11 protein-coding genes, 2 tRNA genes, 1 rRNA gene and 1 riboswitch are annotated in these 19,002 nt (G+C 46.7%); of the genes, 8 read left to right on the plus strand and 6 right to left on the minus strand.

Annotated features, from left to right (window positions below):
• The first annotated feature begins 100 nt into the window (after nucleotides 1–100).
• From rrf to CIK04_RS02725, 5 genes are all read left to right on the plus strand, one after another.
• Nucleotides 101–216, plus strand: a 5S ribosomal RNA gene (gene rrf / locus CIK04_RS02705).
• 30 nt (nucleotides 217–246) lie between these two features.
• A tRNA-Asp gene (locus CIK04_RS02710) sits at nucleotides 247–323 on the plus strand.
• Nucleotides 324–376: 53 nt separating this feature from the next.
• A tRNA-Trp gene (locus CIK04_RS02715) sits at nucleotides 377–453 on the plus strand.
• A gap of 224 nt (nucleotides 454–677) precedes the next feature.
• Nucleotides 678–1,808 (plus strand): FIST signal transduction protein, encoded by a 1,131-nt coding sequence (locus CIK04_RS02720; protein ID WP_097353520.1) that lies wholly within the window; start codon nucleotides 678–680, stop codon nucleotides 1,806–1,808.
• 1 nt (nucleotide 1,809) lies between these two features.
• On the plus strand, nucleotides 1,810–3,237 hold the full coding sequence (locus CIK04_RS02725) for a sensor domain-containing diguanylate cyclase (RefSeq protein WP_097353521.1): 1,428 nt from the start codon (nucleotides 1,810–1,812) through the stop codon (nucleotides 3,235–3,237).
• Between the two features lie 42 nt (nucleotides 3,238–3,279).
• Here CIK04_RS02725 and CIK04_RS02730 read toward each other — a convergent pair whose 3' ends face one another.
• A complete protein-coding gene (locus tag CIK04_RS02730) occupies nucleotides 3,280–4,614 on the minus strand; it encodes a sodium:proton antiporter (RefSeq protein ID WP_017420071.1) in 1,335 nt (444 codons plus the stop codon).
• 183 nt (nucleotides 4,615–4,797) lie between these two features.
• On the opposite strand from CIK04_RS02730, the gene metH reads away from it, so the two are divergent.
• On the plus strand, nucleotides 4,798–8,478 hold the full coding sequence (gene metH, locus CIK04_RS02735; protein WP_097353522.1) for a methionine synthase: 3,681 nt from the start codon (nucleotides 4,798–4,800) through the stop codon (nucleotides 8,476–8,478).
• Nucleotides 8,479–8,559: 81 nt separating this feature from the next.
• On the opposite strand, the gene lysC is transcribed toward metH, so the two are convergent.
• Nucleotides 8,560–9,909, minus strand: coding sequence for a lysine-sensitive aspartokinase 3 (gene lysC, locus CIK04_RS02740; protein WP_039449559.1), 1,350 nt, complete (start codon nucleotides 9,907–9,909; stop codon nucleotides 8,560–8,562).
• A 120-nt stretch (nucleotides 9,910–10,029) separates the two neighbouring features.
• A riboswitch (Lysine riboswitch) is annotated at nucleotides 10,030–10,208 on the minus strand.
• Nucleotides 10,209–10,423: 215 nt separating this feature from the next.
• Here lysC and CIK04_RS02750 point away from each other — a divergent pair.
• Nucleotides 10,424–11,545: an alanine--glyoxylate aminotransferase family protein gene (locus CIK04_RS02750; protein WP_017789786.1), complete on the plus strand. Its 1,122-nt coding sequence runs from the start codon at nucleotides 10,424–10,426 to the stop codon at nucleotides 11,543–11,545.
• A 64-nt stretch (nucleotides 11,546–11,609) separates the two neighbouring features.
• Here CIK04_RS02750 and CIK04_RS02755 read toward each other — a convergent pair whose 3' ends face one another.
• The 4 genes from CIK04_RS02755 to CIK04_RS02770 form a co-directional block, all read right to left on the minus strand.
• A complete protein-coding gene (locus CIK04_RS02755; protein ID WP_097353523.1) occupies nucleotides 11,610–13,373 on the minus strand; it encodes a PglL family O-oligosaccharyltransferase in 1,764 nt (587 codons plus the stop codon).
• Between the two features lie 66 nt (nucleotides 13,374–13,439).
• Nucleotides 13,440–16,262: an excinuclease ABC subunit UvrA gene (gene uvrA, locus CIK04_RS02760; protein ID WP_026050227.1), complete on the minus strand. Its 2,823-nt coding sequence runs from the start codon at nucleotides 16,260–16,262 to the stop codon at nucleotides 13,440–13,442.
• 142 nt (nucleotides 16,263–16,404) lie between these two features.
• The gene (gene galU, locus CIK04_RS02765; RefSeq protein WP_017420065.1) at nucleotides 16,405–17,277 is read right to left on the minus strand and encodes a UTP--glucose-1-phosphate uridylyltransferase GalU; all 873 of its coding nucleotides are present in this window, start codon (nucleotides 17,275–17,277) and stop codon (nucleotides 16,405–16,407) included.
• 185 nt (nucleotides 17,278–17,462) lie between these two features.
• Nucleotides 17,463–18,110 (minus strand): response regulator transcription factor, encoded by a 648-nt coding sequence (locus tag CIK04_RS02770; RefSeq protein WP_017420064.1) that lies wholly within the window; start codon nucleotides 18,108–18,110, stop codon nucleotides 17,463–17,465.
• Between the two features lie 299 nt (nucleotides 18,111–18,409).
• Here CIK04_RS02770 and CIK04_RS02775 point away from each other — a divergent pair, with 299 nt between their 5' ends.
• Entirely contained in the window at nucleotides 18,410–18,949 is a 540-nt protein-coding gene (locus tag CIK04_RS02775) for a single-stranded DNA-binding protein (protein ID WP_011079389.1), read from the plus strand.
• Nucleotides 18,950–19,002: the final 53 nt, after the last annotated feature.

Here is a 19,002-nt window from a genome sequence, read left to right on the forward strand (position 1 = left end):
GGCTTAACCATACAACACCCAAAGGGTTTTGATGGACTCAAAGCAAGAACGAATTGAATGTGTAGAGAACGCAAACAGCTTTCCGAATTTTAAGAATTTGCTTGGCGACCATAGCGTTTTGGACCCACCTGAACCCATTCCGAACTCAGAAGTGAAACGAAATAGCGTCGATGGTAGTGTGGGGTTTCCCCATGTGAGAGTAGAACATCGCCAGGCTTTTAATTTAGACTTAGGTCTAACCAGTGCGGAGCGGTAGTTCAGTTGGTTAGAATACCGGCCTGTCACGCCGGGGGTCGCGGGTTCGAGTCCCGTCCGCTCCGCCACTTATTTAGAAACCTCGCTGATTAGCGGGGTTTTTTAGATATAAGTAAAATTTAGGGGTGTAGCTCCAATTGGCAGAGCAGCGGATTCCAAATCCGCGTGTTGGGAGTTCGAATCTCTCCACCCCTGCCATATTTAAGGCTCTGAACGAAAGTTCAGAGCCTTTTTCATATCCTATTTTAGAGTATGTAAACTTCTGTTGTTGGTGACTATATCATCGACCCCATATTTCCTTTCGCCCCCTCTTTGCTTCTGCAAGCTCCTCTCTTGTTTGCTTATTTTTTCCACCCTCCGTATTTGCTCTTGAATGATAGGCAAAAGCAACTAACTTTAATTTAAAGGGATGGGGGCGCATCATGAAGATTGAGCAAATTGTATGGCAAGAAGGTCATTGGCAAGGTTTATCTTCCTCTAGCCAACTAGATAGCATAAATACATTAATCATCGTGTTTGGACGAGCGAGTGATGCGTCGCTTGTGCAGTTAAGTGCAAAGATGCCCCACTCCCAAGTCATAGGTTGTAGCACAGCAGGAGAAATTATTGACAATACGATTCTTGAAAATGCTGTCGTTGCAACCATCATACTATTTGAAAAGTCGACAATTCATCTAGCGAGTGCACACATCGAAGAAGGAATGAGAACAAGTTTCAACATCGGAGTTCAGTTAGGTCAGGAGTTATCTTCTCACAAGGATAATTTAAAACACGTCTTTGTTCTGAGTGATGGATTGCTCATTAACGGGGGCCATCTTGTTGAGGGTTTTCATTCTGTCTTGCCGAAAAACATTAAAGTGACTGGCGGTTTAGCGGGCGATGGTGAGCGGTTTGAACAGACTACTGTAATTTTTGGAAACCGATCCAGTTCTGGGCTTGTGGTCGCGTTAGGGTTGTATGGTGAGCAATTGTCGGTGGGTTATGGTTCACGTGGCGGTTGGTGTCCTTTTGGCATGGAAAGAAAGGTAACACGTTCAACCGATAATGTTCTCTATGAGCTCGATGATCAGGATGCTTTGTCTATATACAAAACGTATTTAGGAGACTTAGCTCAAGAACTGCCCGCTAGCGGTTTGCGATTTCCCCTAGAGATCAGTGTACCTGGTCAAGAGATAAAACTTGTGCGTACTTTACTCGCGATTGATGAGACACAAGGATCGATAACATTTGCGGGTAATGTACCCAAAGGCGTCACTGCTAAATTGATGAGAGCCAGTTCAGAATCGCTTATTGAGGGAGCACGTAATGCCGCGAGTTTGTGTCATCACGATAGTTCATCCCCGGCGTTGGCCATCTTAATCAGTTGTGTAGGAAGGCGCTTACTCTTGAGGCAGTTGGCTGAAGACGAGGTTGAGGCGGTGAGCGAAGAGTTAGGCGAAAATACTCGGGTATGCGGTTTTTACTCTTATGGTGAGATTGCCCCTAGCTCGGAGGAAGGAAGCGCAGATCTGCATAATCAAACCATGACCATTACTACTCTGTCGGAAATGTAGTATGCATCGCTTACTGCAGCGACAGCTCAGAAAAGTATTTCCGCAAGGTCTTCCCGATGACCCTAAAATTCAATTGTTGGTTGAGTTGGTGGAGTCTGGCTATCAATCCTTCTCAGAGCAACTCACGATATTAGAGCGTTCACTAGATATCAGTAGTGATGAGCTCAATCAACGCAATCAAACCTTAAATTCGATTTTGGACTCTTTGCCTGACATGAGTTTATGGATGGACAGAGATGGCATTATTCGAGATGTCCGAATTGGTCATTTTGATCCTCCACTACTTAGCCCTGATACCAATACGGATTGCATTTTTGAGCTCCCTTTCATCAAAGCATCTAGCGAGTTTCAAGCTTTTCTTGAGAACTACCAAACACGTGGTGGAAGAAGCGAAGATATCGCATTTCAGTTGAACAACAACGAATATAGAGTGAGGGCGAACATTACAGCCGTTGGGAATCACCGTTGGCTGCTTGTATTACAAGACATCTACCTGCGTAAAAAGCTCGAAGAGATGCAATACCTGCGTTTACAACAATCGAAACGTGCTGAAAAACAGCTACAGCAGCTCGTAAACTCAGCCCCTATTGGTATTTTGATTTGCGATCCTCGATTGAATATTTTGATGACGAATGATTTCATTTGTCACCTATTTGGTATGTCTGAGCAAGATGTGTTGTCCCACCATCCAATGGATTTTATCTCTTTGCGCAGCCGGGAGTTATTCCAGCGTTATATTCAAAAAACCATTAACGAACAAGATAGTCAGGAAGTTGCCCGTGCGGATTTGTTACTCATGCTGCCGGAAAAGAAAGATATTCCGATTGAGATGGCCTTCAGTCGCTTGGTTTTTGAAGGCAAACCTATGATCATCATGTCGATCACCGATATCAGTGAACGTAAAAAACTCGAAGCCATGTTGCGTAATCTGGCGGCGACCGATCCGCTTACTGGTGCATTTAATCGCCGTAGTTTTATCGAGCAAGCTGAAAAATCGATCAGAACGTGTCAACGTTGGAGCTGTCCACTGTCAATCATGATCCTAGATATCGATCACTTTAAACAATTCAACGATAGCTATGGTCATGCCGCTGGTGACTTGGTTCTTGTTGAACTTGTTAAGATGGCTGATCTCTCAACACGAGAAATAGATGTTATCGGTCGTTTAGGAGGAGAAGAGTTCGCCGTTGTGTTACCGGGATTAGGCGAAAAGGAAGCATTTGACGTGGCTAATCGATTACGAAGCGTTGTGGAAAACATGCAAGTCCACTATGAACAGCAACTGTTACAAATGACCATTAGCATTGGCGTGGCAACATTGCAGCCGTCGGAGCTGAACACACCTCTCGAACAATTGATGAAACAGGCTGATGAATGCCTCTATCATGCAAAAGCGCATGGTCGGAATTGTGTAATCGTGTCCCAGTAAGGACTGTAATGTAAAAAAGAGCTGTTGCCAGCCCTTCTCAATTTATGATGAAAGCGATTGTTGATTCACTTTACTTTCTGATTCTACTTTGTTTTGTTCTTCAAAATCGATTTGTGCTTTCTTCGCTTTCTCAATCATTGGAGTGATGGTTGAGCCCTGAACCAATATTGAAAAAACCACCACCGCGTAGGTCATCACCAGAATAATCTCTTTCACGTCGATGAGCTTATCTGGAATAACCCAGATACCCGATGGAATTGAGAGAGCCATCGCTAAGGCTAAACCACCGCGCAATCCACCCCAAGTGAGGATTTTAATTGACCACGGGTTGTAGCGACGAAAGCGATTAAAGCCGATGTATGAGAGAAATACGCTGAGGTAGCGAGCTGCTAATACAAGAGGGATGGCAATCGCCATTAAGATCCAGTCCTCTTGGTGGAACTTAAACAGCAACATCGACATACCAATCAGAAGGAAAAGCACACCGTTCAGAAACTCATCAACGAGCTCCCAGAAATGGTCGAGATGATCTTCACTCTCTTTAGAGAAGCCGATGAAGCGCGTCCAGTTACCAATCATTATTCCAGAAACCACCATGGCTAAAGGACCTGAAACATGGAGCACTTCTGCAAAAGCATAGCCTGCTGTTGGAATGCCAATAGTGAGCAGTAGCTCCATTGAGTGGTCATCTGTGGCACAGATAAGATAATGGAAGAGTAACCCCAACGCGAAACCATACAAAATACCGCCGATCGCTTCCTGGATAAACAGCATGGTAACGCTGCCTACCGTGGGGGTTTCGTGGCCAAATGCGATGGTAAACAAGGTCACAAAAATCACGAGACCAAAGCCATCATTGAACAGTGATTCACCTTCAATCTGGGTTGAGATTCGACGCGGTGCCTTGAGTTTTTTCACGATGGCTAAAACGGCTATCGGGTCGGTCGGTGAAATGAGTGCACCGAAAAGCAGGCAGTAAATCAGATCAAACTGAATGCCAATGAGCTGGCAAATGCCATAAAGAGCAAAACCAATAAAGAAAGTAGAGAAAAGTGTCGCTCCTAAGGCTAACACGGTAATTTCCCATTTTTGATCTTTAAGATTGGGTAGTTTGATGCCTAAACCACCGGCAAACAATAAGAAGCCCAAAATACCTTTGAGGAGGAAATCTTCAAAGTCGATGCTCGACATGGTTTGTGTAGCGATTTCAGTTAAGTGGAACCAGTTGTTCTGACCAGCAATTAAAATAAGTAATGAGAGCACCATTGAACCCGCGGTAATCGCGATGGTAGTCTGCATTTTGCCTATCTTGCTGTTTACAAAAGCAATCAGCATTGCTGCAGCGGATAGAAAGCAGAGAGTATAGTAGACCGACATACAGTTCTCTATTTGTAACAATTTGTGAACGAAATTCTCCTCGTTTGATGAGCAAATAGCAATCTCTTTTTCCTAGTAAATTAGTCCAAATGAGCTGTAATGAAATTAGTATTTTTAGACGTCTAGACTCCTGAAGATTGTGTGATAGGATGTCGATATTAGAAAAAGGAATGAGGCGGTATTGTGGGAAGTAATATTAGAGCGCAGATTGAAGCACAACTGAAGCAGCGAATCTTATTGATTGATGGTGGTATGGGCACCATGATCCAAGGCTACAAGTTGCAGGAGCAAGATTATCGTGGTGAGCGTTTTGCTGATTGGCATAGCGATTTAAAAGGCAATAACGACTTACTGGTGCTAACTCAGCCGCAGTTGATTAAAGAAATTCATCATGCCTATCTAGAAGCGGGTGCTGATATTCTTGAAACCAACACCTTTAACACCACCACCATCGCGATGGCTGACTACGATATGGAAAGCCTGAGCGAAGAGATCAACTTTGCTGCCGCGAAGTTAGCACGTGAAGCCGCGGATGAGTGGACAGCCAAAAATCCCGCGAAACCGCGCTATGTTGCGGGAGTGCTTGGTCCAACCAACCGTACTTGTTCCATTTCGCCAGATGTAAACGACCCGGGCTATCGCAACGTCAGCTTTGATGAGCTGGTAGAGGCCTATTCTGAATCGACTCGTGCACTGATCCGCGGTGGTTCTGATCTCATCCTTATCGAAACTATTTTTGATACCTTGAATGCGAAAGCGTGTGCGTTTGCGGTGGATTCGGTGTTTGAAGAATTAGGTTTCGCACTCCCTGTCATGATTTCGGGCACCATCACCGATGCCTCAGGTCGAACGCTTTCCGGTCAGACGACGGAAGCCTTTTACAACTCTCTTCGTCACGTACGACCTATCTCTTTTGGCTTAAACTGTGCGCTTGGACCCGACGAATTGCGCCCTTATGTTGAAGAGCTTTCTCGAATTTCTGAAACGTTTGTTTCCACTCACCCGAATGCGGGCCTGCCGAATGCCTTTGGTGAGTACGACCTCTCTCCAGAAGAGATGGCGGAACACGTCAAAGAGTGGGCGCAAAGTGGTTTTCTCAACCTGATTGGTGGTTGTTGTGGTACCACGCCAGAACATATTCGCCATATGGCAATGGCGGTGGAAGGAGTGAGTCCTCGTGTTTTGCCTGAGATTCCAGTCGCCTGTCGTTTATCTGGCTTAGAGCCGCTGACGATTGCCAAAGATACCCTTTTTGTTAACGTGGGTGAGCGCACTAACGTTACTGGCTCTGCGCGTTTTAAACGCTTGATCAAAGAAGAACTGTATGATGAAGCGTTGGACGTTGCACGTGAGCAAGTGGAAAACGGTGCGCAAATCATCGACATCAACATGGATGAAGGGATGCTCGATGCAGAAGCGTGCATGGTGCGTTTCCTTAACCTATGTGCATCTGAACCTGAAATCTCCAAAGTGCCGATCATGGTCGACTCTTCTAAATGGGAAGTGATTGAAGCTGGCCTCAAGTGTATCCAGGGCAAGGGCATCGTGAACTCTATTTCTCTCAAAGAGGGGAAAGAGAAGTTTGTCGAACAGGCGAAGTTGATTCGTCGCTATGGCGCCGCTGTGATCGTAATGGCATTTGATGAAGTCGGCCAAGCGGATACGCGTGAACGCAAACTGGAGATCTGCACCCAAGCCTATCGTATTTTGGTTGATGAAGTCGGTTTCCCACCGGAAGATGTTATCTTCGACCCCAATATTTTCGCCGTTGCAACGGGCATTGATGAACACAACAACTACGCGGTCGACTTTATTGAAGCGGTGGCAGACATCAAACGCGATTTGCCACATGCGATGATCTCCGGCGGGGTATCGAACGTTTCCTTCTCATTCCGCGGCAACAATTACGTCCGTGAAGCGATACACGCTGTATTCCTTTACCACTGCTTTAAGAACGGGATGGACATGGGCATCGTGAATGCTGGCCAGCTCGAAATTTATGACAACGTGCCTGAAAGGTTACGTGAAGCGGTCGAAGATGTCGTACTGAACCGCCGCGACGATGCCACTGAACGTTTATTGGAGATTGCCGAAGAGTACCGTGAAAATGCCGTAGGCAAGCAAGAAGACGCATCGGCACTGGAGTGGCGTACTTGGCCTGTCGAGAAACGTCTTGAGCATGCTTTGGTTAAGGGGATCACCGAGTTCATTGTCGAGGACACCGAAGAAGCGCGCTTAAACGCCAGCAAACCACTGGAGGTGATTGAAGGTCCTCTGATGGACGGCATGAACGTGGTGGGCGATCTGTTTGGTGAGGGCAAAATGTTCTTACCACAAGTGGTGAAATCAGCACGCGTCATGAAGCAGGCGGTGGCTCACTTGGAGCCCTTCATCAATGCATCAAAACAAGCAGGTTCTTCAAACGGTAAGATCTTATTGGCGACGGTGAAAGGGGATGTACACGATATCGGCAAAAACATTGTTGGCGTAGTACTGCAATGTAACAACTACGAGATCATCGATCTTGGTGTGATGGTGCCGTGTGAGCAGATCTTGAAAGTCGCGAAAGAGCAACAAGTCGATATCATCGGTCTTTCTGGTCTGATTACCCCATCACTCGATGAAATGGTGCACGTAGCCAAAGAGATGGAGCGTCTTGGCTTTGACTTGCCTTTGCTTATTGGCGGCGCGACAACATCCAAGGCGCACACCGCGGTGAAGATTGAACAAAACTACTCACATCCGGTGGTATACGTGAATAACGCCTCTCGCGCAGTCGGCGTGTGTACCTCGTTGCTCTCTGATGAGTTGCGTCCTGCTTTTGTTGAACGCCTGCAGGCCGATTATGAGTTGGTTCGCGATCAGCATAATCGCAAGAAGCCGCGTACTAAGCCTGTGACGCTAGAAGCGGCACGTGCGAACAAGGTGGCGATTGATTGGCAAAGCTATACGCCTCCTGTACCTAGCCAGCCAGGTGTGCACGTGTTTGACGACTTTGATGTGGCGACGTTGCGCCAATACATCGACTGGACACCATTTTTCCTCACGTGGTCCCTAGTGGGCAAATACCCAACCATCTTTGATCATGAAGAGGTAGGCGAAGAAGCGAAGCGTTTATTTGAAGATGCTAACGAGTGGCTAGACCGTATCGAACGAGAGGGGTTACTCAAGGCGCGTGGCATGTGTGGTTTGTTCCCAGCGGCAAGCGTTGGCGATGATATTGAAGTCTATACCGATGAGTCTCGCACTCAAGTAGCGAAAGTGCTGCACAATCTTCGTCAACAGACGGAGAAACCCAAAGGGGCGAATTACTGTTTGTCAGATTACGTTGCTCCAAAAGAGAGTGGCAAAAATGATTGGATCGGTGCTTTTGCTGTGACGGGTGGTGTGAACGAGCGTGAACTCGCAGATCAGTTCAAAGCACAGGGGGATGACTACAACGCGATCATGATTCAAGCGGTTGCCGATCGTCTAGCGGAAGCTTTTGCAGAGTATCTGCATGAACGTGTCCGTAAAGAGATTTGGGGCTATGCTGCCGACGAAAACCTTTCAAACGAAGAATTGATCCGTGAGAAATACCAGGGGATCCGTCCTGCGCCGGGTTACCCTGCCTGTCCTGAGCACACCGAGAAAGGGCCGTTGTGGGAACTGCTTAACGTAGAAGAAACCATTGGCATGTCACTCACCAGCAGTTACGCGATGTGGCCGGGAGCTTCGGTATCAGGATGGTATTTTTCTCATCCCGATTCGCGTTATTTTGCCATCGCACAAATTCAGCAAGACCAAGTGGAAAGCTATGCTGAGCGTAAAGGTTGGGATTTACTGGAAGCCGAAAAATGGCTTGGTCCAAACATTAATGGCTGATACTGGCCAGCGTTGAGAAAAAGAAAAGGTCACAGCGATGTGACCTTTTCTCTTTGGATCAATGTGATCTTAGAACGATGTTTAGCGTTCAAAAAGATCTTGATGCAGTTTTTGGATCACGCTCTTAGAGTCGTGAGCATCGACTAAGAAGCAAAGATTGTGATCACTTGCCCCGTAGCAGATCATACGTAAATTGAAATCCCCTAAGGTGCTGAAGACTTCTTTAGCGTAACCCTTGGTTTCCATATGGTTACCAATCAATGCCACCAAACACAGATTGTGTTCAACTTCGACCGTACACAGTTCTTCCAGTTCTTGACGAGCGGCTTGTGGTAGCTCAGGTGCCCCACCAGAAGTGTCCGTTTTGTCTAGAGTGAGGGAAACGCTGATTTCTGATGTGGTGATCAAATCCACGGAGATTTTGTGTTTCGCGAGAATTTCAAACACTTTGGCAAGAAAGCCGTATGCATGGAACATCTTCGCACTGCGTAACGTCACCATGGTTTGGTTGCAGCGCAGCGCTAATGCACGGAAAAGCGGTGAACTCTGAGCTTCGTGGCGAATCCAAGTACCGCCTTTTTCTGGCTCTTTTGACGATCCGACAAAAACGGGAATGTCGTGACGAAGGGCTGGAACGAGGGTTGAAGGGTGCAGGATTTTTGCACCAAAGTTCGCCATTTCAGACGCTTCTGCAAAGCTGATTTCTGGAATTGGCGCGGCTTTCGCTGCGATGCGTGGATCCGTGGTGTAAATCCCAGGGACGTCAGTCCAGATTTCTAACCCGGTTGCTTTCAACCCTTCAGCTATCAAGGCCGCACTGTAGTCACTACCACCACGACCTAAGGTGGTGGTATTGCCTTCCTCATCCGATCCGATGAAGCCTTGAGTCACTACCACGTAATCGCGGCAAAGTGGCAAAAGCTTCTCTTGCGCCAGCTCTGCAATCTTCGCCACGTCCGGCTCTGCGCGGCCAAAGTTGTCGTCTGTGCGTAGCACCTCTCGAATATCAAATCGCACTGCATTGACACCGCGTTCACGCATCAACTGGGCCAGAATATGGGTCGACATCAACTCGCCACACGCGACCAAGTGGTCGGTGAGTTTATTGCTGGCTTGAATGGATGCCGCTTCAGCAAGGCTCGTAATGGTATCAAGAATCGCATACACCTCTGCTGCCGCTTCGGTGGCATCTTCCAATTGATTGAGAATCGCATCATGAATTTCAGCCAATTGGGCTAGAAGTTCAGCGCGTCTTTCTTGTGATTGAACACCATTGGCTAACTCTACCAATAGGTTAGTGACGCCAGAGCATGCACTGCTTACGACTAAGCGTGTCTCTGGATTGTTTTCAATAATGGCCGAGCAACGACTCATTGCCTCAAAGTTTGCAACACTTGTTCCACCAAATTTCGCTACATTCAATGCGCTCACGGCATTTCTCCCACGACTTCCGAAAAATATTAACCGTTGGTAATCCAACATCCGATGTTTGTTTTGGTGAGGAAAGGGGCAGAGCGGTTTAGAGAGGTCAGTTTGAATAATCAGAAAATCCATCTCAGAAGCTCTTCATCAGGCTGAGCTGATGACAGTTGATGGGACTCAACCCAAGTCAACCGACAGATCAAATCCTGCAATTTTGATCTACCTCGGCACTACTCCCCCTGAATGTTCTGTGTTGGAGTTGCGGCTCCACAAAACATCTGCCTGGGCAGTGCTCCTCTTCTGCAAAAAGCTTAAACATTGAACGTTTTTCACACTCCAATGTCAACGCTTAATTCGATCTTGATTGAAAGTTTTTATTAACAAATTTGTGACACTGGTTTGACCTCTAAGACTGTCGGCTAATTGCTGTCGTTGCTCGTTTGCTTTAGTGTGGAGAAACATAATTTGCATTAAAACGATTACGCTGTCCGTTAACCTTTTTCACACTTAGCAAGGAGCCGGTATGTCAATTCAAAGCTTTATTCCCCCACGTCGTATTTTAATGGGGCCAGGACCGTCTGATATTTCCCCGCAAGTACTACAAGCACTAAGCCGCCCAACGGTTGGGCACTTGGATCCGTTGTTTATTCAGATGATGGATGAGCTCAAGCAACTGCTTAAATACGCCTTTCAAACTGAGAATGATTTTACCATTGCGGTTTCTGCACCAGGTAGTGCGGGAATGGAAGCGTGCTTTGTGAACCTGATTGAGCCGGGAGATAAAGTCATCGTCTGCCGCAATGGGGTGTTTGGTGAGCGCATGCGTGAAAATGTCATTCGTGCTGGTGGAGAGGCGGTGTTAGTGGATGATGAATGGGGAACGCCAGTCTCGGTTGAGAAGGTCGAGCAGGCCTTAACGCAACATCCGGATAGCAAAATTTTGGCTTTTGTTCATGCAGAAACATCGACAGGCGCAAGAAGTGATGCGGAGACATTGGGGAAATTAGCAAAACAATATGGTGTGCTGACGATTGTTGATACGGTCACTTCGCTGGGAGGTATCCCGCTTAAAGTCGATGAATGGCAACTTGATGCTGTGTATTCCGGTAGTCAAAAATGTCTGTCTTGTGTCCCTGGTCTTGCTCCTGTGACGTTTTCTTCTGCCGCCATTGAGAAAATTCAATCACGCAAAACACCCGTGCAAAGCTGGTTCTTAGACCAAAGCTTAGTGTTAGGGTATTGGAGTGGGGAAGGAAAACGCAGTTATCATCATACTGCCCCCGTTAACAGCTTGTATTCACTGCACGAAGCGTTGTTGATGCTGAAAAATGAAGGCTTGGAGAACGCTTGGGCGCGGCATGAAAAAATGCACAACAAGCTGAAAGTGGGTCTCGAAAAACTGGGTTTCCAATTTGTGGTGGATGAAGAGTACCGTTTGCCTCAATTAAACGCGATCTATGTGCCTGAAGGTATCGATGAAGCGAAAGTGCGTAGCCATTTGCTTGAAACTTATAACTTGGAAATTGGCGCTGGTCTGGGAGCGCTCGCTGGTAAAGCGTGGCGTATAGGCTTGATGGGTTACGGTGCGAGAGAGGAAAATGTCGCGTTATGTTTAAGAACGCTTGAAGAGTCGCTCACTCAATAGTCTTTGGTCAATGAACAATAAAAAAGCGAAGCTGGTGAGCTTCGCTTTTTTATTACATGACAAATTACTGACTGGATGAAACGGAGTTAGACAATGCCGCCGACGGTGGTTGATAGTGAATGTTGCTAAAGTCGTTTTTAGGGAAGAGGAACTCAGCTTCCGCCTTTACTTGTTCTGCCTTACTCAAATCGCCAAGCCCTTGGTAGGCTAAGATCAAATTGGAATAAAACGCAGGTCTTGGCTTGGTCTTAATAATCTCAAGGGACCAATCGATATAAGGTTGAATCAGCTTAGCGTCCTGTGTTGCTAAACCAATATTGAGGTAGGTGCTGTAGACATCCCAGTCGAAGCGATCTTTCCACACTACGGGGTTGGTGACGCGTTGTAAGAGCTCTGGATTAACCGGGCGAGTGGTTTCAAACTTGGTCAGCACGTAGTTAGTATGCAGGGCGCTCAGCATGTAGAAAGTGGTCAGTATCGGCACCACTAAACTGGCGACTCGTAACGCCGTTTTACTGATGCGAGAAAAACTTACGCTTTTGACTTTCGCTACACGTTGATCAACCCAATAGATGAGCATGATGAAGATCAGCCAGTGTGCCGCGGAGTGATAAAAAGGGTACTCCAGTTGACTGTGAAGTACGATCGGCACAAACAAGGCAAACATGGCCAAACGCGTGCCTTTCTTGGCACTGTAGATTCGGTTCAATACCAAAATGGCGGCGAGAAAAATCCCCAATAGCGGAACAAGCCCGCCTTCTACGCCCCAATAGAGCAGCTCGTTATGTGGATGATCCATCGCCGGAAGTGCTGGTGGATATTGCTTGTTGAGCAAGTGCTGCCTTGCCGTGTACAAGGTGTAGGCAGACTCAAAATTGCCGTAACCGTAACCAGTGAAGGGCTTCTCTATCAGCATATCGAGTGCTTGCGGGAAGGTATAGGCTCTTGCTGATTCTAAGTTGGTTTTCTGCCCCGCCAAATTGCTCTCGGTGCTGTGAAGTAGTGCACCGGATAAGCTTAAACCCAGAATAATGGACCCCAGCCAACCCCAAAAACGAATTTTAGTACCAAATCGGTAGAGATAGGGCAGCAGCAAAAGAGTGGCAATCATGGCGGCTAGCCAACCGGTACGAGAGGCTAACACCACGATCAAAGGGACTGTGAGCAGTGGAATCAAATAGAGTAAAGTGATTTCGCTCAGATGCTTATTGTATTTGTGTGGTTGTCTCGCTAGTAGGTAGCCAGAAATAATTAACCCTGTTGCAAGAAAGCTTGCCATCACATTGGGCTGTTGGAATATACCATAGGGTCGATTTGACAGCGTGTCATACCCCATCCAATTACCGGGTTTGAGCCAAAGGAACTGGTAATAGCCGATGAAGGACTCGACCACTACTGCCAATACGATGAGCCATAACAAGCGTTGTTTGTGTTTATTACTAAAGCTGAATTGTTGCAGCAACACAAAGAAGCCAAAGCCAGCCCAGAGACCAACTAAGCGACCCACTGACTGCATGTAGTGACTGTTGGCATAAAAAAGTGGCACGGTCAGAATGAGACAACTGACAAATAGGCCAATGGTCAGTTTGGAATAACGTAAAGATTGCTGACTAGCAAGTTGGTAGCAACCCAGAGCAAAGACAAAGGAGAACGCAATCCAAGTGGTTGGGTTGAAAGAGAGCGCAAGCCCTGCGCCTCCAGGATTAGGCATAAAAAAATGCATAGCGACGAGAAAGAGGATCGCCAGTGCCAGTAAAAACTTTTTGTTGAGAGGCACTTGTGCCTTAGGTTTTGCTAATTGCGTACCGCTTACGTGTATCGTTGCCATAACGTGAATCTTAATCTGAAAAAAGAAACCAGCTTTACGCTGGTTTCATCACTTTACCTGTTTTTTCTATTTCAACATAGGCTTAAGGAAGCGTGCGGTATGCGAACCTTCGATCTGCGCCACATCTTCAGGTGTTCCTTGAGCAATGATTTCCCCTCCACCTTGGCCGCCTTCTGGACCTAAGTCGATGATCCAGTCGGCCGTTTTGATCACATCTAAATTATGCTCAATCACGACAACGGTGTTGCCATGATCGCGCAAGCGATGCAATACGGTCAAAAGTTGCTGGATATCGTGGAAGTGTAGGCCCGTCGTTGGTTCATCCAAAATATAAAGGGTTTTTCCCGTATCGCGTTTGGACAACTCACGGGCCAGTTTCACCCGTTGTGCTTCACCGCCAGAGAGGGTGGTCGCCGCTTGACCTAAACGGATATAAGAAAGACCAACATCCATTAAGGTTTGCAACTTGCGCGCAATGACGGGAACTGGGTCGAAAAAGTCTCGAGCATCTTCCACCGTCATTTCCAGAACTTCATCAATGCTCTTCCCTTTATAGTGGACTTCTAACGTTTCTCGGTTGTAGCGCTTGCCCTTACACACATCACAAGGCACGTACACATCGGGTAGGAAATGCATTTCAACCTTGATAACACCATCACCTTGGCAAGCTTCACAGCGGCCACCACGAACGTTAAAGCTGAAACGCCCTGGCTTATAGCCACGTGAACGAGACTCTTGGGTGCCGGAGAACAGCTCTCGAATCGGAGTGAAAATCCCCGTATAGGTCGCTGGATTCGAACGCGGTGTGCGACCTATCGGGCTCTGGTCGATATCGATGACTTTATCGAAGTGCTCTAAGCCTTTAATAGACTTATAAGGCGCTGGTTGAGCAGTGGTTGCCCCATTGAGTTGAGTATGCGCAATTTTGAAGAAGGTGTCGTTAATCAGTGTTGATTTACCTGAACCAGAAACCCCGGTGATACAACTGAATAGCCCGACAGGCACTGAAAGATTGACGTCTTTAAGGTTGTTGCCACTGGCTCCAATGAGTTCAACCGTTTTGTTCTTATCTCTTGGTGTGCGTTGGGTCGGCACAATAATCTGCTTGGCACCGCTTAAGTATTGTCCGGTCAAGGAATCTGGATTGGCGAGAATCTCGGCCATTGTTCCTTCGGCAACCACTTGGCCACCATGTACGCCAGCACCAGGGCCAATGTCAATCACATGGTCGGCACAACGAATCGCATCTTCATCATGCTCTACGACTAATACGGTATTGCCGAGATCGCGTAAGTGCGTCAGTGTTTTGAGTAAGCGCTCATTGTCACGCTGGTGAAGGCCTATTGATGGTTCATCGAGCACATACATCACCCCAACCAAACCGGCACCGATCTGACTAGCTAGACGAATACGCTGTGCTTCGCCACCAGACAAGGTTTCAGCGCTGCGAGACAAGTTCAAATAATTGAGGCCAACATTGACTAAAAACTGCAGTCGATCGTTGATCTCTTTCATGACCTTCTCAGCAATTTGAGCTCGCTGCCCGTCAAGTTTTAAGGTGGCGAAAAAGGTCAATGCATCAGCGATACTCAACTCGACGATTTGCGGCAATGTCGTGTCATTAATAAACACATTGCGAGCTTCTAGGCGCAGACGTGTTCCGCCACAACTGGCGCAAGGTTTGGTGGAGATATATTTTACCAACTCCTCTCGTACCGAGTTAGATTCTGTGTCGCGATAACGGCGTTCGAGTGTATTGAGAATGCCTTCAAATGGATGACGTTTTAGACGAATATCGCCTCGATCGTTGATGTACTTAAATTCGATTTCAGTGCGCCCAGAGCCTTTTAAGATCACTTCTTGGATGCGTTTTGAAAGCGAGTTAAAAGGGACATGTAAATCGAAATCGTAATGCTCAGCCAGCGATGTGAGCATTTGGAAATAGTAATAGTTTTTCTGATCCCAACCACGAATCGCCCCTTGCGCAAGACTTAAATTGGCATCTTGAATCACTCGGTCAGGATCAAAATATTGTTGTACCCCGAGGCCATCACAAGTACCACATGCACCGGCTGGGTTATTGAACGAGAACAAACGTGGCTCAAGCTCTTGCATACTATAACCACAGTGGGGACACGCAAAATTGGCGGAAAAAACGCTCTCTTCACCGTCACCCTCCATAGGGGCAATCACAGCGATGCCGCCTGAGAGTTCCAGTGCCGTTTCAAAGGACTCTGCGAGTCTTTGTTGTAAATCGCTACGTACTTTAAAGCGGTCAACCACCACTTCAATGGTGTGCTTTTTGTGTAACTCTAGCGTTGGTGGATCGGTGAGATCACAGGTCTCTCCGTCAATACGTGCACGGATAAAACCTTGAGCAGCAAGGTTCTCTAATGTTTTAACGTGTTCGCCTTTGCGCTCTTTTACGATGGGGGCGAGCAACATCATTTTGGCACCTTCAGGCAGCTCCAGAACTTTGTCGACCATTTGGCTAATGGTTTGAGCGGCTAAAGGGACTTGATGTTCAGGACAACGAGGCTCACCAACGCGGGCATACAGTAGGCGAAGGTAGTCATACACTTCTGTGATGGTCCCTACGGTTGAACGCGGGTTGTGTGAGGTGGATTTCTGCTCGATAGAAATTGCTGGCGAGAGGCCTTCAATGTGGTCAACATCGGGCTTTTCCATCAAAGAGAGAAACTGGCGAGCGTAGGCTGACAGGGATTCTACATAACGTCGTTGACCTTCAGCGTAAAGGGTATCAAAGGCCAAAGAAGATTTCCCTGAACCCGATAAGCCAGTAATGACGATCAACTTATCTCGTGGGATAGTGAGATTAACATTTTTGAGATTATGGGTACGTGCTCCGCGAACTTCTATCTTGTCCATCTTTGATGCTCTGTGTAATACCAACAAGTTGAGCAAGTATTACATAGTGTGAGAAATGTGCAATAAAATACTGGATAAAAAAACAGTTAAAAATAAGGCGCTTTATCCAAAGCGCCTTACGTATCGGTTTAGAGGACGTTGATCACTTCTCTTTTTGCGTACTAAATTTACCCAACTCAGATTTCTTTTCATCTTTCAGATAAAGGTTTTGGTAGCAATAGTTGGTTGCTTCGATATAGCCTTCAACGCTGCCGCAATCAAAACGACGACCTTTAAATTTGTATGCAAGCACACAACCTGCTTTTGCTTGTTTGAGTAGCGCGTCGGTGATTTGAATTTCACCGCCTTTACCTGGCTCTGTTTGCTCAATGAGATCAAAAATATCTGGGGTAAGAATGTAACGACCAATAATCGCAAGATTACTTGGCGCGGTGCCAGGTTCTGGCTTCTCCACCATGTTGTCTACGCGGAAAAGATCGTCTTTTATCATCTCACCAGAGATAACGCCATATTTATGGGTTTCATCTTCAGGTACTTCCTGAACTGCAACGATGGAACAACGGAACTGCTTAAACAGCGCGACCATTTGTGCCAAGACTCCTTGTTCTTCATTGACACAAAGGTCATCGGCTAACACCACAGCAAAAGGCTGATCCCCAACGAGCTCACGGCCCGTTAAGATGGCGTGCCCTAAGCCCTTCATCTCACGTTGGCGAATGTAGGTAAAGTTCGCGGAGTCGATCAAAGCTCGTACATCTTCCAATAAGGCTTCTTTGTTGGTACCACTAATCTGATGTTCTAGTTCGTAGTTTTTATCGAAGTGATCCATGATTGAATGCTTACCACGACCCGTCACAATGCACATTCCGTCCATACCCGCTTGGATGGCTTCCTCCACACCATATTCGATCAGAGGTTTGTTCACCACTGGCATCATTTCTTTTGGCATCGATTTGGTCGCAGGTAAGAAGCGAGTGCCGTAGCCAGCGGCAGGGAAAAGGCATTTTTTAATCATTGAATAGTGTCCTTATCAAATCGAACTCCTCACCGAAACAATACGCACGTAAAAATTAAAGCCGAGCGCGCAGCATTTCCTTTGTGGTGTGTTGTTCCATAAACAGTTAGTTATCATTACGGGCGATTCTAACCTGTTATTTTGTCATACGTTACACTCTAAAGGAAAATTCGCGATCTTCTTACTTATGAGATCAAATTTTGGTCAGCCCACGCGGCCGCTTGGACACGATTCTTCACGGAAAGCTTTCTAAAGGTTTGATAGAGATGCGACTTTACGGTGAACTCGCTAATGAAAAGGTCTTCGGCGATTTGAGAATTTGATTTGCCAGACTGCACGCAGCGTAGCACTTGAATTTCTCTCATCGTGAGATCCACATTCACTGGTGAAGTGTGTGAGCAAACCATATTTCGATAGTAGTGGATGAGTTGTGCGCTGACGTCGCGTGGCAGCCAGCTCTTACCATTAATCACCGAATTTAGTCCTTTGGTCATGTCTGCAATGGTTGTGTCTCGGTAGAAGATCGCTTTGCACTGGCCAAAGCCAATCAGTTCCTCAGTCGTCAATCGGTTAGGTACATTACACAGGACCGTTTCAAACCCCTTCCATATTAGCGGTAGGTTTTTAATCTCTCTCAGCAGCACCTTATGTTGCTGATGATCAATCAATAAGATGCGATTACGATGATTGGGATCGGCTTGCATGAGCGTTGCCGGGGTAATCACAGGGATTTCCATTTGAATCTGTTTCGCTAATACAGTGACGAACTCAGGAGTTTGTTCGTTTTGCAAACTGATAAAAAATGGCTTCCGCGCGTAAGAAGATTTTCTCATAACAACCTCCATTTATGGTTAATTATTGAATAAGTCGAGTGCGCGGGTGCAACGTTGTCATCATTAAATCGTAGAGGCTACTGCAAGAATAGCGAAGTGCGTATAATTTCATATAGATAAGTAAATGAGAGATTTATTAGCGCAAAAAAACGTTTAGTCGCTCCTAAATCTTGCAATTTTTAGCTTGGTCTGAGGTGATGGATAACACACAATTTGGCGACTATTTTTACCATAGCTAAAAGCGTGCTATTCTATTGCGCTAACTATTTATTAATACCGAAAGTTAAACGGAGCACATCATGGCCAGCCGTGGAATTAACAAAGTAATCTTGGTAGGGAACTTAGGTAACGACCCTGAAATTCGTTACATGCCAAGTGGCGGTGCGGTGGCGAATATCACCGTTGCAACTTCAGAAACTTGGCGCGACAAAGCGACAGGCGAGCCGCGTGAGAAAACAGAATGGCACCGTGTGACGTTATACGGCAAGCTGGCAGAAGTCGCGGGTGAATACCTACGCAAAGGCTCTCAAGTCTACATTGAAGGACAACTGCAAACGCGTAAATGGCAAGACCAAAATGGTCAAGACCGTTATTCAACGGAAGTCGTTGTACAAGGCTACAATGGCATTATGCAAATGTTGGGTGGCCGTCAGCAGCAAGGTGGCGCTCCAGCGATGGGCGGTGCTCCGCAGCAGCAACAAGGTGGTTGGGGTCAGCCTCAACAGCCAGCCGCACAGCCGTCTTACCAAAAACAGGCTCCAGCGCAACAACAGCCAATGCAGTCTCAGCCTCAGTACAATGAGCCGCCAATGGACTTTGACGACGACATTCCGTTTTAAGCCGTCGCTTAATTATATAGACGAAAGCCGCGATTCCCGCGGCTTTTTCAATG

This window comes from Vibrio sp. 03_296 (genome assembly GCF_002265885.1).